Origin of the sequence: Saccharothrix saharensis (assembly GCF_006716745.1) — a bacterium.
Lineage (GTDB): Bacteria > Actinomycetota > Actinomycetes > Mycobacteriales > Pseudonocardiaceae > Actinosynnema > Actinosynnema saharense.
In genome coordinates this window covers 6,358,289-6,374,437 of record NZ_VFPP01000001.1, presented here as the reverse complement: position 1 = coordinate 6,374,437, position 16,149 = coordinate 6,358,289, and the positions used below count along the sequence as shown (strand labels likewise).

The 16,149-nt window shown below is 72.2% G+C and carries 14 protein-coding genes; 7 read left to right on the top strand and 7 right to left on the bottom strand.

The features are described 5' to 3' along the window. Nucleotides 1–63: 63 nt before the first annotated feature. Nucleotides 64–996 carry an alpha/beta hydrolase gene (locus tag FHX81_RS28975; protein WP_141981202.1) on the top strand — a complete coding sequence of 311 codons (933 nt, stop codon included), beginning with the start codon at nt 64–66 and terminating at the stop codon, nt 994–996. Nucleotides 997–1,005: 9 nt separating this feature from the next. On the opposite strand, the gene FHX81_RS28970 is transcribed toward FHX81_RS28975, so the two are convergent. Together FHX81_RS28970 and FHX81_RS28965 are read right to left on the bottom strand one after the other, a co-directional pair. Beyond that, nucleotides 1,006–2,919, bottom strand: coding sequence for a patatin-like phospholipase domain-containing protein (locus tag FHX81_RS28970; RefSeq protein WP_141981200.1), 1,914 nt, complete (start codon nt 2,917–2,919; stop codon nt 1,006–1,008). 291 nt (nt 2,920–3,210) lie between these two features. Next, entirely contained in the window at nt 3,211–3,861 is a 651-nt protein-coding gene (locus tag FHX81_RS28965; RefSeq protein WP_141981198.1) for a CatB-related O-acetyltransferase, read from the bottom strand. Between the two features lie 75 nt (nt 3,862–3,936). Here FHX81_RS28965 and FHX81_RS28960 point away from each other — a divergent pair, with 75 nt between their 5' ends. Further along, nucleotides 3,937–4,518 carry a TetR/AcrR family transcriptional regulator gene (locus FHX81_RS28960; protein WP_141981196.1) on the top strand — a complete coding sequence of 194 codons (582 nt, stop codon included), beginning with the start codon at nt 3,937–3,939 and terminating at the stop codon, nt 4,516–4,518. 12 nt (nt 4,519–4,530) lie between these two features. Here the strand turns inward: FHX81_RS28960 and FHX81_RS28955 are convergent, their stop codons facing one another. Next, nucleotides 4,531–5,448 carry an MBL fold metallo-hydrolase gene (locus FHX81_RS28955; protein WP_170232208.1) on the bottom strand — a complete coding sequence of 306 codons (918 nt, stop codon included), beginning with the start codon at nt 5,446–5,448 and terminating at the stop codon, nt 4,531–4,533. A 93-nt stretch (nt 5,449–5,541) separates the two neighbouring features. Between FHX81_RS28955 and FHX81_RS28950 the strand changes: the two genes are divergently transcribed. Together FHX81_RS28950 and FHX81_RS28945 are read left to right on the top strand one after the other, a co-directional pair. Next, on the top strand, nt 5,542–6,483 hold the full coding sequence (locus FHX81_RS28950; protein ID WP_141981193.1) for a LysR family transcriptional regulator: 942 nt from the start codon (nt 5,542–5,544) through the stop codon (nt 6,481–6,483). Then, a complete protein-coding gene (locus FHX81_RS28945) occupies nt 6,480–7,343 on the top strand; it encodes a serine hydrolase (RefSeq protein WP_141981192.1) in 864 nt (287 codons plus the stop codon). The genes FHX81_RS28950 and FHX81_RS28945 overlap by 4 nt, the downstream gene beginning before the upstream one ends. On the opposite strand, the gene FHX81_RS28940 is transcribed toward FHX81_RS28945, so the two are convergent. Further along, a complete protein-coding gene (locus tag FHX81_RS28940) occupies nt 7,309–8,109 on the bottom strand; it encodes an SAM-dependent methyltransferase (protein ID WP_141981190.1) in 801 nt (266 codons plus the stop codon). The genes FHX81_RS28945 and FHX81_RS28940 overlap by 35 nt on opposite strands. Nucleotides 8,110–8,262: 153 nt before the next feature. Between FHX81_RS28940 and lon the strand changes: the two genes are divergently transcribed. Continuing rightward, on the top strand, nt 8,263–10,617 hold the full coding sequence (lon, locus tag FHX81_RS28935; protein ID WP_141981188.1) for an endopeptidase La: 2,355 nt from the start codon (nt 8,263–8,265) through the stop codon (nt 10,615–10,617). Nucleotides 10,618–10,757: 140 nt separating this feature from the next. On the opposite strand, the gene FHX81_RS28930 is transcribed toward lon, so the two are convergent. From FHX81_RS28930 to FHX81_RS28920, 3 genes are all read right to left on the bottom strand, one after another. Next, nucleotides 10,758–12,425 (bottom strand): PstS family phosphate ABC transporter substrate-binding protein, encoded by a 1,668-nt coding sequence (locus FHX81_RS28930; protein ID WP_246108018.1) that lies wholly within the window; start codon nt 12,423–12,425, stop codon nt 10,758–10,760. A gap of 99 nt (nt 12,426–12,524) precedes the next feature. After that, the gene (locus FHX81_RS28925; protein ID WP_141981186.1) at nt 12,525–13,010 is read right to left on the bottom strand and encodes an AMIN-like domain-containing (lipo)protein; all 486 of its coding nucleotides are present in this window, start codon (nt 13,008–13,010) and stop codon (nt 12,525–12,527) included. Between the two features lie 75 nt (nt 13,011–13,085). After that, nucleotides 13,086–13,916, bottom strand: a complete 831-nt coding sequence (locus FHX81_RS28920; RefSeq protein WP_141981184.1) for a polysaccharide deacetylase family protein — start codon at nt 13,914–13,916, stop codon at nt 13,086–13,088. A 185-nt stretch (nt 13,917–14,101) separates the two neighbouring features. Between FHX81_RS28920 and FHX81_RS28915 the strand changes: the two genes are divergently transcribed. Both FHX81_RS28915 and FHX81_RS28910 read left to right on the top strand, forming a co-directional pair. Next, nucleotides 14,102–14,629: a YbhB/YbcL family Raf kinase inhibitor-like protein gene (locus FHX81_RS28915; RefSeq protein ID WP_141981182.1), complete on the top strand. Its 528-nt coding sequence runs from the start codon at nt 14,102–14,104 to the stop codon at nt 14,627–14,629. A gap of 91 nt (nt 14,630–14,720) precedes the next feature. After that, nucleotides 14,721–16,097 carry a mycothione reductase gene (locus tag FHX81_RS28910; RefSeq protein WP_141981180.1) on the top strand — a complete coding sequence of 459 codons (1,377 nt, stop codon included), beginning with the start codon at nt 14,721–14,723 and terminating at the stop codon, nt 16,095–16,097. Nucleotides 16,098–16,149 lie beyond the last annotated feature (52 nt).

The window sequence follows — 16,149 nt, the reverse complement described above, 5'->3', positions numbered from 1 at the left end:
ACAGTGCCACGACCCGAGCCTCGCCTGTCCCCGATCGAGCGAATCGGCGTGCACACTGACCGGGTGAACGCAGACGTGCTCGGCACCGACTACGAGACCCGCGCGCTGCCCCTGGGCGGCGGCGACGCCACCGCCACCCTGGTCCGGCGGCGCGCGCAGCCGGCCCTGCGCGGCGCGGTGCTGTACGTGCACGGGTTCGCGGACTACTTCTTCCAGCGGCACGTCGCCGAGCACTTCACCGCCCGTGGCTTCGACTTCTACGCCCTCGACCTGCGCGCGTACGGGCGGTCGCTGCGGCCGGGGCAGGTGGCGAACTTCGTCACCGACCTGGCCGAGCACTTCGAGGAGATCGACGCCGCGGCGCGGGTGATCCGGGAGGAGGACGGCCACCGGCACCTCGTCGTGATGGGGCACTCGACCGGTGGGCTGATCACGAGCCTGTGGGCGCACGAGCGGCGCTCGGACGACGTGCTGGACGCGTTGGTGCTCAACAGCCCGTGGCTGGACCTGGCCGAACCGTGGCTGCTGCGGACGGTCGGCACGGCGGCGATCCGCGGCATCGGCCGGGTCGCGCCGAAGCTGGTGCTCAAGCCCGGCCTGGGCCCGGTGTACGGCGAGAGCATCCACCGCGACCACCACGGCGAGTGGGACTTCGACACGACGTGGAAGCCGATCGAGGCGTTCCCGGTGCACGCGGGGTGGCTGCGCGCGGTCCGCCGCGGGCACGCCCGGCTGCACCGCGGGCTGGACGTGCGGGTGCCCGTGCTGCTGCTGCGGTCGGCCCGCAGCCACCTGCACGCGAAGCGGTGGACGCCCGAGGCGATGACCGCGGACACCGTGCTGGACGTCGAGCACATGCGGGTCTGGGGGCCGAAGATCGGCGGCCGGGTGCGGATCGTGCCGGTGGACGGCGGCATGCACGACCTGTTCCTGTCCGCCGAACCGGTGCGTCGGCGCGCGCTGGCCGAGGTGGACGAGTTCCTGGACGGGATCTGACCGCGGCGGTCACTCCGGCGGGGTGAGGCGGAGGTCCGGGTCGATCGGCGGCTCGCCGTCGAACGGGCCGTCGGGCACCGCGCCCAGGGCGTCGAGGGTGAGGCCGACCTCGCGCGCGTGCGGGTCCGTGCCGGTCGGCGGGGTGGCGAACCAGGCGTGCAGGTCCTCGGGGATCCGGTAGCGGGCGGTCAGGTCGCGGTAGAAGGCGGCGCGCTCGTCGGACTGCCCGGCCAGCTGCCGGTACTCCCGCATGGCCAGCCGCATCCGGATCCAGCGGTAGCGGTCGGTCTTGGTGGCGTCGTCCTCGGTGAACCGGGTGCGCAGCAGGCGGCCGGCCTCGGCGCCGCGCTCGGCCAGGGCGAGGATCGTCTCGGGGCGCATGAACAGGTTCGTGCCGCCCTCCAACGCGCCGACGCGGACGTGCGCGATCCGGCCCCGGTAACCCGGCAGCGCCGACTGCATGGTGTCGCGCCAGTCCAGCATCGTGTTCAGGATCGCCGAGACGAACTGCCCCGCCAGGCCGATGCCGCGCCACGGCGTGCCGGCGGTGGACGCGTCCTGCTCGGGCAGCCACACGTCCCGGTCGTCGCCGGGCGGGTAGGACTGGAGGCTGAGCCCGAACGTCGGCCAGCGCGGCAGCAGGTGGTCGAAGAAGTGGATCGGGAAGTTGCTCGTGATGCCGCCGTCGGAGAACCAGTGCACGCGCGGCTCCGGCTCGGCGCGCACCAGCGGCACCGCGGCGATCAGGCCCGGCAACGGCATGCTCATCCGCACGGCCAACGCCACCGGCAGGTTCTCCGGCAGCACGTGCACGGTCTCGTCGGGGTGCAGCGGGCAGCGGTGGGCGGTGGCGTCGTGGCCGAGCTTGTCCACTGTGCGCCGCGGCAGCACGGTGAGCAGGCACGTGCGGCAGTACAGCCACTCGGCGCGCGGTGCGGTGAACGGCAGGCGGTAGGGGCGGCCCTCGGACAGGTCCGTCGTCATCAGGACCAGGTTGGTGGTCAGGTCGCCGAACGTGAGGTCGGTCGTGCCGGACAGGTCGTCCAGCACGTCGGCGACCCAGTCGCTCAGCGGCGGCACGCCCGTCGACGCGGGCACGCCGCAGCGCCGGTCCCAGAAGTTCGGCCGGAACCCGCCGGTGCCGGGCACGAGTCCGAAGTGGATGGTGGTGGCCATCCGGTCGAGGAACCGCTTGGCACCCAGCCCGTACGTGACCGCGACCGCGCTGACCAACGCGAACCCGAGCACCAGCCACCACACCGCCGCCGTGGCCGCGCTCGCCAGGTCCGGTGCCGTCCACCGCGTGCTCAGGGCGACGGGGATCAGTGGGACCACCACCAGCAGTCCGGTGCCGACGCGGCGCAACCAGGCGTCCCGCCCCCTCGGCAGGACCTTCAGCACGATCCCGGGGACGGCGACCAGCACGACGACCGCGAGGCCGACGAGCACCCACGTCGGCGTCGAGCCCCATTCGACGGCGCGGAACCACAGGGTGGGGCCGACGAGCCACAACGCCAGTGCCAGCGCGAGGAACACCCTGGCGCGCCACCCGATCGCGCTGACGAGCGCGAACAGCAGGCAGGTGAGCGGGCTGCGGCCGGTGGAGTCGCGGCGCTGCATGGAGGCCGCCACGATCCGGTAGAGCTTGCGGGTGTGCTCGCCGGGCTGGAAGAGCTGCGCCAGCCGCCACCCCGGCGCGGCGAACCAGTCGACGACCTCCTTGAGCTTGCGGAAGCCGCCCTGGTCGCGTCCCTTCTCCGCGGCGGCGGTGAACGCGGCCCCGATCGCACCGGCCGACGCCCCGCCCAACGACCGGAACCGGTAGTGCTCGGCCAACTCCACCACGGCCCACGGGTAGACCACGCCACTGGCCGCGCCGCCCCGCATGGTCAGGTCGCAGTACCGGTTGAAGTCCTCGGCCATGGCGAACCTCCCGCCACCATGATCCCCCGCGTCCGCCCGGCGTGGCGCTAGACCAATCGGCTTCTCCCGCGTGTCGAACCTTCAGGACCCGCGTGTCGAACCTTCAGGACCCGCGTGTCGAACCTTCAGGCCCCGCGTGTCGAACCTTCAGGCCCCGCGTGTCGAACCTCCAGGACCCTTGAATTCCACGTTCACGACCCCCGCGCGGGGACCTGAACGTCGAACTCGGGGGTCCTGAGCGTTCGACACGCGGGACCTGAGCGTTCGACACGCGGGACCTGGGGGTTCGACTCACGGGGTGAGGTGGTTCGAGCGGGCGATGTGCTCGATCTCGGCCGGGGTGCCGGACATGATGGTGCGGACGTGCTCGGTGATCAGGTCGATCGGCCAGTCCCACCACCTGGCGCGCAGCAGCCGGGCCACGTCCTCGTCGCCGAACCGCCGCTTCACCGGCCGAGCGGGGTTGCCGCCCACCACCGCGTACGGCGGCACATCCGACGTCACGACCGCGCCGGTGGCGACGATCGCGCCGTCGCCGATCGTGACGCCCGGCATGACGAGCGAGTTGTAGCCGAACCAGACGTCGTTGCCGACCACCGTGTCGCCGCGCGTCCCCATGTTCGTGATCAGGTCCATCGTCCGCTCGGCCCACGTGCCGCCGAAGATCGTGAACGGGAACGTGGACACGCCGGTGGTGAGGTGGTTCGCCCCGGCCATGATGAACGTCGTGCCGGTGGCCAGCGCGCAGAACCTGCCGATCACCAGCTTCTCCGCGCCGTACCCGTAGAGCACGTTGCGCGTCTCGAACTCCAGCGCGTGCTCCGGGTCGTCGTAGTAGGTGTACTCGCCGACCTCGATCGTCGGCGACGTCACCAACGGCTTGAGCTGGACGACGCGGTCGGCGTGCGGCAGCGGGTGGAGGACGGTGGGGTCGGGGATCAACGCGGACGGCTCCTAACGCGACTTGTGTTGCGTTAGAGTGGCATATCTCGCCCACTAACGCAACTGGAGTTGCATTTGACGTCCCGACCCGGCGGTCGCTCGGCCCGCGTCCGCGAAGCCGTCCTCCACGCCGTGCACACCGAGCTGGTCGAACGCGGCTACCCCGGCCTCACGGTGGAGCAGGTCGCCGAACGCGCCGGCGTGCACAAGACCACCGTCTACCGCCGCTGGGGCACGGTCGACGTGCTCATCGCCGACGCGCTCGACCACACCCGCGAGACCGAGTGGCCCGTCCCCGACACCGGCACCGTCGAAGGCGACCTGATCGCCATCGCCACCGAGGTCGCGGACACCTTCGCCGACCCCGCCCGCCACCCCCTGCCGGTCGCGATCGTCGTCGCCGCCCTCCAGTCACCCCGCGCGCGGGAAGCGAAGCGCGCCTTCTACGCCGCCCGCCACACCGAAGCGGCCAAGGTCGTCACCCGCGCCATCGACCGCGGTGAACTGCCACCGCACACCGACCCGGTCGAGCTGATCCGCCTGACCTGCGCCCCGCTCTACTACCGGGTCTTCGTCACCGGCGAACCGGTCGACCGCACCACCGCCGAACGCGCCGCCCGCGCCGCCCTCACCGCCGCCCGCGCCGGCCTGCTCTGAGCACCGGTCGGCTCACAGGTCGTACCAGCGCAGGACCTCCGGGTCGAGCACGCGGGCCGCCAGGCCGATCCGCCGTGCCGTCGCGGTCAGCTCGGCCGCCGCGGCGGGGTTGCCGCGCGGCGGCAGGGCCGGGTCGTCCAACTGGGTCACCATGTCGTCGTGGTGGCTCGGGATCAGCAGTTCGGGCCGGGTCGCCCGCAACGCCCGCGCGGTGTAGTCGAAGACGTTGGCGTGGCCGCTCATGCCGAGCACGAGGACGTCCGGCCGCAGGCCCGCGATCTCCCGCTCGACGTAGTTGGCCGTGCCCGACAGGAACAGCACCGAGAAGCCCCGCGCGGTCACCATGTACGCCAGCGAGCCGCCTTCCACGAGGTCGCTGATGGTGGTCGGCCGGGGCGGCGGCGCGGTCAGGCTGCCCGGCGCGAAGTAGCCGTACGAGCCGAACTGGCTGTGCAGGCTGCGGAACACCTGGACGGTGAAGCCGTGGAAGTCGAGGTGCTCGCCGCCGGACGCCACGACCACGGCGTCACCCGGCACGCCCTGCGCCGTCAGCAGGTGCCGGTGGGTTTCCGTGCCGATGACCCGCGACCCGTGCTTCTCCACCACGTACGGGACCTCCAGCAGGTGGTCGTAGTGCCCGTGCGTGGCCAGCACGAGTTCCGACTTCTCGCCGAGGTGCCGGTCCACCAGGTCCTCCCGCACCGTCAACGGGTGGTCCGGGATGAACTGCCCGCCCTCGTCGAACACCGGCAACCGGCTCAGGTACGGGTCGACCAGCACCCGCCGACCGTCGACCAGCAGCTCCCACCCGGCCACGCCCAGCCAGCGCAGGCTCACCCCGCTGCGCCCCGACGCGAACGCCACCCCCGGCGACGCCGCGCCCGCCACCGCGACGGCCGCCGATCCGATCAACACCTGTCGTCTGCTCACGCACATGCCACCGACAAGATCAGCACCCGACCACACGTGTCCAAGTCCGATATCACCACGCCTGCGATATCCGAACGGCTATCCTCCCAGCTCGTGGACCTCCTGCGGCACCTGCGGTACTTCCTGGCCGTGGCCGAGGAGCTGCACTTCGGCCGGGCCGCGGCCCGCCTGCACATGTCCCAGCCACCGCTGTCGCAGAGCATCCAACGCCTGGAACGCGAGCTCGGCGTGCGCCTGTTCGACCGCGACGCCCGGCACGTCGCCCTGACCGACGCGGGACGGCAGATCCTCGCCGAGGCGCGCGCCCTGCTGTCCGGCGAGGACAGGCTGCGCGCGCTGGCCGGGCGGTTCCGGCACGGCGAGGTCGGGTCGCTGCGCGCGGGCGTGCCGCCGGACCTCGGCGGACGGGCGGTGGCCGCGCTGCTGCCCGCGTTCCGCCGCCGCAGCGCCGTCGAGCTCAAGCTGCGGGAGATCGGCACCGCCGAGCAACTGCGCGCGCTGGCCGACCGGAGCCTGGACGTCGGCGTGCTGCGGTTCCCGTTCGACGTCTCGTGGCTCACCCTCGGCCCGGTGCTGACCAGCCCGTTGGGCGTGCTGCTGCCGCGCGACCACCCGCTGACCACCGCTCCGGACGTCCGGCTGGCCGACCTGAACGGCCTGGCGCTCGTGCTGTTCCCGCGCGCCACCGCGCCCGCGTTGCACGACGAGGTGCTGACCACGTGCGCGCGGCACGGCTACACACCCGTCGAGGTCCACCAGGCGGGCAACCCGGAGTTCGCGCTGGGACTGGTCCTCGCCGGCGGTGCCGTCGCGTTGCACGACGGCGTCGCACCCCCACCGGACGCGGTCTGGCGCCCCCTGCGCGGCACGCCCCTGCTCTGGCGGACGTCGGCCGCCTGGCCGCGCGGCCGGCAGACCCCGGCCGTCACCGCCTTCGCCGACGCCGTCACGGAAGTCCTGACCGCGCAGGGGATGCGGCACGCCGAGGGCACGCTCCCGCGCTACCCCCGCCCGGCCGCGGAGTACCTGTCATGACCGCCGCACGGGTCCGCGCCGCGTTCGCCGACGCGGGCGTCACCGGGCACCTCCACGCCGTCGACCTCGACGACCCCACCCGCGACCTGTCCGTCGGCGCGGACGACCCCGTGGTCCTGGCCAGCGTCTTCAAGATCCCCTTGCTGGTCGCCCTGCACCACAGCGCACACGACCTGACCCGCCGCATCACCCTCGACCGGGACCGCAGCACCGGCCCCACCGGCATCGGGGGCATGCTCGACCCGGTCACCATGTCCCTGCGCGACCTCGCCTACCTGGCCGTCACCGTCTCCGACAACGCCGCCGCGGACGCCCTGGTCGACCTGATCGGCCTGGACGCGGTCAACGACACCCTCGACGGGCTCCACCTCCGGCACACCCTGGTCGTCCACCGGGCGAGGGACTTCATGCGCGCCCTGGCCGAGGACGCCGCCCCCGACGAACCGCCGGCCGCGTTCACCGACCCCGTCGTGCTGTCCCGGCTCCGCGCCCTGGACCCGGACCACACCAACCGCGGCACGGCGCGGGACCTGACCACCCTCCTGCGCCACGTGTGGCGGCACGACGACTGCGCCCCGATCCGCCACGCCATGGCCCGCCAGGTCTGGCCGCACCGCCTGGCGTCCGGCTTCCCGTTCGACGACGTGCGCGTGGCCGGCAAGACGGGCACCCTGCCGACCGTCCGCAACGAGATCGGCGTGGTCGAGTACCCCGACGGCGGCCGTTACGCGGTGGCCGTCTTCACCCGCAGCGCGAGCACCGCGTTCACCCTCCCGAAAGCGGACGCGGTGATCGGCACGGCCGCCAGGCTGGCGGTCGAGCACCTCAGGCTTTCCGGCCGACCCCCGCGTACGCGCTGATGTAGGCGTCGTCCGAGTCCGGCCGCCACTCGCTCAACGGCACCACACCGGGCTCCACGACCTCCAAGCCGGTGAAGAACGCCGCGATCTCCGCGCCCGTGCGCAGCACCAACGGGCTGTCCGTGCGGCGGTAGATGGCGTTGACCTGCTCGCCGCTCTCCCGGCCCTCCTGCGACACGCCGTCCCAGCTCGCGTGCGAGATCGCCACGTGGCTGCCCGGCGCGAGCACCTCCCGGTACCGGGCGATCGCCTCCTGCGGCACGTCCGAATCGGGCACGAAGTGCAGCACGGCCACCATCAGCAACCCGATCGGCCGGTCGAAGTCGAGCACGGACCGCACTTCCTCGTTGCCCAGCACCGAGTCCGGGTCGCGCAGGTCCGCCTGGATCGCGCTGGCCAGCGGGTTGTTCGCCAACAACGCCGTGCTGTGCGCGACGGCGACCGGCTCGACGTCCGCGTAGACCACCCGCGCACCCGGGTTGGTCTGCTGCGCGATCTCGTGCACGTTGCCGACCGTCGGGATGCCCGACCCCAGGTCCAGGAACTGGTCGATGCCCTGCGACAGCAGGTACCGCACGGCCCGCCGCAGGAACGACCGGTTGGCCCGCGCCGCGCCGGACATGCCGGGGAAGATCTGCTCCACCGACTTGGCCGCCTCGCGGTCGACCGCGAAGTTGTGCGACCCGCCCAGGAAGTAGTCGTACATCCGGGCCGCGCTCGGCCGGTCCAGGTCCACCGACGACGGGACCCAGCTCGCCTGCTCCATGCGCCATCTCCTCGTGAGTCGACCGCGTGATCGTGTCGGCGCCGCACACCGGGCACAACCCCCGAATGGACGCTCGCTCTGGGCGAACACCTACCGGAAACAATCCCGGGCTCATCTTGGTTGAGCCAGTCAGACTCAACTTTGGAGGGACTCATGGGCGAGACGTTGGCGCTGCCGGTGCTGCCGCTGGACGACGTGGTCGTGCTGCCGGGCATGGTCGTGCCGATCCGGATCAGCGGCTCGGACGCCACCGCCGAGGCCCGCGCCGCGATCGAAGCCGCGACGGCCGCGGGTGGTCGGCAGCAGGTCCTGCTGGTGCCCCGGCTGGACGGCAAGTACGCGAAGGTCGGCACGCTGGCGCTGATCGAGCAGGTCGGCAGGCTGTCCGGCGGCGAGCGCGCGGCCGTCGTGCGCGGCACGGAGCGGGTCCGCATCGGCACCGGCACCACGGGGCCCGGCGCGGCCCTGTGGGTCGAGGCCACCATCACCGACGAAGCACCGATCGACGACCGCACCCGCGAACTGGCCCGCGAGTACCGCGCGCTGGTCACCACGATCCTCCAGCAGCGCGGCGCGTGGCAGGTGGTCGACTCGGTCCAGCAGGTGGACGACCCGTCCGCCCTGGCCGACCTGGCCGGCTACGCCTCGTACCTCAGCGACGAGCAGAAGGTGTGGCTGCTGGAGACCAGCGACGTCACCGAGCGGCTCGGGAAGCTCCTGGAATGGGGCCGCGAGTACCTGACCGAGCTGGACGTCGCCGAGACCATCCGCAAGGACGTCAAGGAAGGTGTCGAGAAGCAGCAGCGCGAGTTCCTGCTGCGCCAGCAACTGGCCGCGATCCGCAAGGAACTGGCCGAGCTCGACGGCAAACCCGCCACCGAGGAACAGGACTACCGGGCCCGCGTCGAAGGCGCGGACCTCCCCGACAACGTCCGCGAGGCCGCCCTCGCCGAGGTCGACAAGCTGGAACGCACCGCCGAGCAGTCCCCCGAGGTCGGCTGGATCCGCACCTGGCTGGACACCGTCCTCGACATGCCGTGGAACGAGCGCACCGAGGACGCCTACGACATCGCGGGCGCCCGTGCCGTCCTCGACGCCGACCACGCCGGCCTGGACGACGTCAAGGAGCGCATCACCGAGTACCTGGCCGTGCGCCGCCGCCGCGCCGACCGCGGCCTGGGCGTCGTGGGCGGTCGCCGTTCCGGCGCGGTCCTGGCCCTCGTCGGCCCTCCCGGCGTCGGCAAGACGTCCCTGGGCGAGTCCGTCGCCCGCGCCATGGGCCGCGAGTTCGTCCGCGTCGCCCTGGGCGGCGTCCGCGACGAAGCCGAGATCCGCGGCCACCGCCGCACCTACGTCGGCGCACTCCCCGGCCGGATCGTCCGCGCCATCTCCGAAGCCGGCTCGATGAACCCGGTCGTCCTCCTCGACGAGATCGACAAGGTGGGCGCCGACTACCGCGGCGACCCCACCGCCGCCCTCCTCGAAGTCCTCGACCCGGCCCAGAACCACACGTTCCGCGACCACTACCTCGAAGTCGAGCTGGACCTCTCCGACGTCGTCTTCCTGGCCACCGCGAACGTCCTGGAATCCATCCCGGGTCCCCTGCTGGACCGCATGGAACTGGTCCGGCTCGACGGCTACACGGAGGACGAGAAGGTCACCATCGCCCGCGACCACCTCCTGCCGCGCCAGGTCGAACGAGCCGGCCTGACGCCCGACGACGTCACGATCACCGAAGCCTCCCTGCGCAAGCTGGCCGGCGAGTACACCCGCGAGGCAGGCGTCCGCCAACTGGAACGCTCCCTGGCCCGGATCCTGCGCAAGGTCACCGCCCGCGTCGCCCTCGACCACACCGCACTGCCGGTCGCCGTCGACGTCCCCGACCTCCGCACCTACCTGGGCTCGCCCAAGCACACCCCGGAGTCCGCCGAGCGCACCGCCGTCCCCGGCGTCGCGACCGGCCTGGCCGTCACCGGCGCCGGCGGCGACGTCCTCTTCGTCGAAGCGTCCCTGGCCCCCGCCGAAACCGGGGCCCCGGGCGTCACCCTGACCGGCCAACTGGGCGACGTGATGAAGGAATCGGCCCAGATCGCCCTGTCCTACCTGCGCTCCCACGACGACCGGGCCGAAGCGCTGGCCAACCGCAACGTCCACATCCACGTCCCCGCCGGCGCGGTCCCCAAGGACGGCCCCTCCGCCGGCGTCACCATGACCACGGCCCTCGCCTCCCTGCTCTCCAACCGCCCGGTCCGCTCCGACGTCGCCATGACCGGCGAAGTCTCCCTGACCGGCCGCGTCCTGCCGATCGGCGGCGTCAAGCAGAAACTCCTCGCCGCCCACCGCGCCGGCATCACCACCGTCCTCATCCCCCAACGCAACGAACCCGACCTGGACGAGGTCCCCGAGTCGGTCCGCGGCGAACTGACCATCCACCTGGTCTCCGACGTCCGACAAGTACTGGAACTGGCCCTGGAACCGACTTCCGCCGCAACCACCGCTGCCGCCTGACCACCACAACGGACCCGCAGCCGCCCACGAGGCTCGGCTCGACGTGGGTTCGGGTGCTCCGGCCCGCCTGGAGTGCCCGAACCCACGTCACATCGAGCCGAACCCGACCACCGAGCCGCACCGGACCGGACGACCTGCCCTCACCTCAGGTTGCACAAGTCCACCGGCACCCGATCCGCCGACAGACACGGCAGGTACCCCGCGTCCTTCATCCGCACCCGAGCCCCGTCGTGCTCCCGCACGTACCCCACGAACCGCCCCACCAACGACTCGCCCGCCGGCTCGGACCGCGTGTACAGGTACTCCACCGTCCAGAACGGGTAACCCGCCTCCACCCCCGCCGCCGCGTCGAACACCTTGCCGTCCAACGCCAACGCGGTCAGCGCGTTCGTCTTGCGCGCCTCCGCCACCGAAGGCGCGTCCGCATACCCGATCGCGCCCTCGACCGCGCCGACCTCCCGCACCACATCGGCGTTCTCGTCCCTCTCGCACCGGATCACCGGCGCCTCCGGAGCCCGGTCCTTCACCCGGCAGTCGTTGGACGACAACGCGCTCTCGCTCCCGCCCAGCACCCGCCGCTCGAACAGCTCCCGCGTCCCCGACTCGCCACCCCGCCCCACGATCCGGATCGGCAACGACGCCCCGCCCCGCAACTGGCTCCAATCCGTGTACGCGCCCGCGTAGATCCCGCGCAACTGCTCCACCGTGATGGCGTCGAGCCCGACCGAGCTGTGCACGACCACGTGGTAGACCACGATCGCCACCTGCTGGGCGAACACGCCCCGCACCTCCTGCTTGCCGTCGGACAACGCCACCACCGCCTCCCCCTCCTTCCCACCCGCCACCTCGCGCACGCCCTGGATGCTCCCCGTGGCGGTCGTCGTGATCTCCGCACCGGGGCACGCCCGCTCGTACTGCTCCGCGATGGCGGCCATCGTCGGCATGAACACGCTCGACCCCTCCACCCGCACCTTCCCCGTCGCGCACGCCACCGTCGCGTCCGTCGAACCGGGCGGCCACGCCAGCACCAGCACCAGGACCGCCGCCAGCAACGCGGCCAGCCCACCGGTCAGCCTGGACAGGGTGACCAGCCGCTCCGGGCGCTCGTCGTGCACGATCCCCGTGCCGCCCAGGCTCCCGACGACCTTCACGTCCTTGCCGAGCTCACCGTCCCGGTTGGTGTCCGGCTCGCGCAGCACCACCAGCAGCTTGAACTTCTGCTTGCGCCGCAGCACCAGCTTCTCCAACCGCACGCCGTGCCACACCGGCTCACCCGGCGGCTCCACGGGCACCGCCAACCCACCCCACCTGGCCACCCGCTGCGCCATCCGCTCCCGCACCGTCGGCAGCGACGCCTTCGCCGGCCCGACCTCCGCACCCGCGCCCGAGCCCGAGTCGGAGCCGAAGAACTGCAGGCTCCGCCGGATCTCGGCCTTCATCTCCTCCGAACCCGCCTCGGACACCCTCGCGTTCCAGACCACCCGGTCGCCGAAGGTGAACGTCAGCGGCTTGTCGAAGTCCTCGGCGTCGATGTCGTAGCTGCCGGTGTTGCGGACCCGGACCACCACGATGCTCATCCGGTCCAGCACCCGCACCAGCTCCCGCAGCTGCGGCGAGTTCGGCTCGGTGCCGTCGTGCAACCGCTCCGGCCCGAGCCCGATCTTGGAGTTGTAGAGCACCCGGAACCCGAGCCTCTTGCGGCGCACGAACAGCCGGTCGATGACCGGCGTCGCGAACAGCAGCCCGATCGCGAGCAGCACCGGACCGGGACCACCGAGGAAGTCCAACGCGGACCGCAGCACCTGCACACCGGATTCTCGGTCGGCGAACCGACCGAGAACCGGGGTGATCACCGGGTGTTCACGGTGACTTCATCCCGACGCCACCGCCACCCGTCGAGCGGGGTTTCAGTGACCGGCGTCGATCACCACCCGCGTCGGCGAGTCGAGCAGGAACACGCGGTGCCAGGACTCGCGCCGCATGCCGAGCCCGACCGTCAGGTTGGCCTCGAAGTCACCGGTGACGGCGACCGCTCGCACGTTCGTCAACGCGGGCGTGTCGAACTGCCGGGGACCGGTGTAGGTCGGGTTCCCGCTGTCGTCGTGCGCGGCGGCCGGCGCGAGCCGCACCTCCAGGAAGTACGCGCCGGGCAACGGGACCGGCTCGCCGGACCCGTCGTAGTGGAGCTGGTCGACGCACCGGACGAAGAACTCCGGCCGGTGCCCGGCGAGGTCGAGCACGACGCGGTCGAAGTCCACGTGCCTGCCGGTGCGGATGCCGGTCAGCACCGGCGTCTGCGTCATCGAGGACGCCGACGACGCGGCCGGGACCACGACCCCGACCGCGGCCAGGACGAACACGAGCAGGGCGAGTCTTCTGAGACGACTGTTCATGGCGGCCCTCCAAAGGGGCTTCCAGGGCTCCGGCACGTGGCTCGCGCCGGTACACCCGAACAGACGTGTCGCACGTCACACGGTTGCCTTCGGATCCGCCAGGAAGTCGTCGAGCACCACCGGCGTCAGCCCGTCGGCCTTGCACCGCTCCAGGAACGCCAGGAAGTCCTCCACGAACGTGTGCCGGAAGTGCATGAGCACGATGTCACCGGCGTTGAGCCGAGCACCCGCCTGGAACTGCACCACCCCGTCGTTGACCGCCGCCGTCCACATCACCAGCGCCGTGAACCCGCAGTCGGCCGCCGCCCGCCGCGTGGTGAGGTCGAAGTTGCCGAACGGCGGGCGGAACAGCTTCGGCCGCGCCCCGAGCCGCGTGCGGAGCAGCTCGGCGTTGCCGCAGATCTCCTGGCGCTGGAACTCGTACGGCGTGCCGGTCAGGTCCGGGTGCGTCGCCGTGTGCGCGTGCACCGGGGCCAGCCCGTCGAACCCCTTCCAGTACTCCGCGTACCCGTCCACGTGCTTGGAGTTGAGGAACAGGCTCGGCTCGACGCCGCTCTTGCGCATCAGCTCGGCCGCGGCCGGGTGCCGGACCGCGCCGTCGTCGACCGTGATGAACACGTACGGGCGGTCGGTCTCGATCCGCCGGACGACGGGCACCATCCCGTCCACGATCGGCGGCGCCTGCCGCTGGGGCGTGCCGAACGCGTAGGGCTGCTGGAACACGGGAATGGTGGTCCCGCCGGGCCCCGGCACGGCCGTGGGCGGCGCGGTGGTCGTTGTCGCCGTCGTGGTCGTCGCGGCGGCGCTCACCGGCGCCGGCGGCTCCTGCCGAGCCTCCGGCCGCGACGAACAGCCGCCCACCACCGCGACGACGGCGACCAGAACCGCCACTCCCCTGGGTCTCATCCCGGACTCCCCCTCGACCAGGCGTCACCCACTCGGGTGACGCTCGCTCGACGTGAGACGCCAGGACGATCACTCAGGTTGCTCGCACCTCCACACCGACCCACCACACCACCCCTCTGCGTTCCCCGCACGCCGGCGATAGGGTCGTCCGGGTCTGTCCCGCAAGATCACGTGTGGAGGACCCGATGAGCCTCGAACGCCCCGTAGCGCCCGACCCGTACCCGCTGCTCCCGCAGGTGGCGTCGTTCACGGTCAGCTCGACCGACGTGTCCGACGGCCAACCGCTGGCGGACGCGCACGTGTTCGAGGCGGGCAACACCTCCCCGCAGCTGAGCTGGACCGGGTTCCCGCCGGAGACCAAGAGCTTCGTGGTCACCTGCTTCGACCCGGACGCGCCCACCCCGTCGGGCTTCTGGCACTGGGTCGTCGTCAACCTCCCGGCGTCCGTGACCTCGCTCGACACCGGCGCGGGCGCGTCGGACGACACGCTGCCCGGCGGCGCGTTCCACGTCCGCAGCGACTTCGGCACCCGCGCGTTCGGCGGTGCCGCCCCGCCGCCCGGCGACCAGGTGCACCGCTACTTCTTCGTCGTGCACGCGGTGGACGTCGAAGAGCTGGACGTCGACGGTGACGCGTCCCCCGCCGTGGTGAGCTTCAACCTGGCGTTCCACACCCTGGCCCGCGCGATCATCGCCCCGACCTACGCCCACTGATGACCCCCGCACCCCACCGGGAACACCATCGGGCACGCCCTCGGGCGGACCAGCGGGAACAAGTGCCTCACCTCACGGGTTGCAGCACGACGTGAGGCACTTCGACCTGGTCATCATCGGCACCGGTTCCGGCAACTCCATCGCGGACGAGCGGTTCGCCGGCTGGAACATCGCGATCGTCGAGAAGGGCGTCTTCGGCGGCACGTGCCTGAACGTCGGGTGCATCCCCACCAAGATGTTCGTGCACACCGCCGACGTCGCCGCCGCACCCGCCTCGGGCGCGCGGCTGGGCGTGGACGCCCACCTGGACGGCGTGCGGTGGACCGACGTGCGGGACCGCATCTTCGGGCGCATCGACCCGATCTCCGCGGGTGGCCGCCACTGGCGGGCCGAGGAGAACGCCAACGTCACCGTCTACGAGGGCACGGCCCGGTTCACCGGGCCGAAGACCCTGGACACCGGCACCGGCGAGGTGATCACCGCGGACCGGTTCGTGCTGGCCGCGGGCAGCCGCCCGGTGGTCCCGGACGTGGCCGACCTCGACTCCACCGGCTACCACACCAGCGACACGATCATGCGGCTCGACGCCCTGCCCCGTCGCCTCACCATCCTGGGCAGCGGTTTCGTGGCGGCGGAGTTCGCGCACGTGTTCTCGTCGTTCGGCGTGGAGGTGACCGTCGTCGGGCGGTCCGACCTGCTGCTGCGCCACGAGGACCGCGAGGTCGCGACCCGGTTCACGCAGGTCGCGTCGGAGAAGTGGGACGTGCGGCTCAAGCGCAAGGCGGTGCGGGCCGAGCGGGTCGACGGCTTCGTGCGGCTGCACCTGGAGGGCCCGGACGGCGCGGAGGTCGTGGAGTCCGACGAGCTGCTGGTCGCGGTCGGCCGCACGCCGAACTCGGACCTGCTCGACCTGGCCGCCACCGGCGTGGACGTGCACCCCGACGGGCGCGTGGTCGTCGACTCCCATCAGCGCACGTCCGTCGAGGGCGTCTACGCGATGGGCGACGTCAGCTCCGAGTACCAGCTCAAGCACGTGGCCAACCACGAGGCGCGGGTCGTGCAGCACAACCTGCTGCACCCGGACGAGCCGATCGAGTCCGACCACCGGTTCGTCCCGGCCGCCGTGTTCTCGTCGCCGCAGATCGCCTCGGTCGGGCTGACCGAGCAGCAGGCCGTCGAGCGCGGCGTGCGGTACGTGGCCGCGTCGCAGGCCTACGCGTCGATCGCGTACGGCTGGGCGATGGAGGACGACACGGGGTTCGCGAAGGTCCTGGCGGACCCGGACACCGGCCTCATCCTCGGCGCGCACGTGATCGGGCCGCAGGCGTCGAGCGTGATCCAGCCCGTCATCCAGGCGATGAGCTTCGGCCTGGACGCCCGGACGATGGCCCGCGGCCAGTACTGGATCCACCCGGCGATGCCCGAGGTCATCGAGAACGCGCTGCTCAACCTGCCGTTGGCGCACTGAGCGGCACGCCCGTCACGGACCGATCAGCGGGAGACCCGGTCGTACCCCTCGT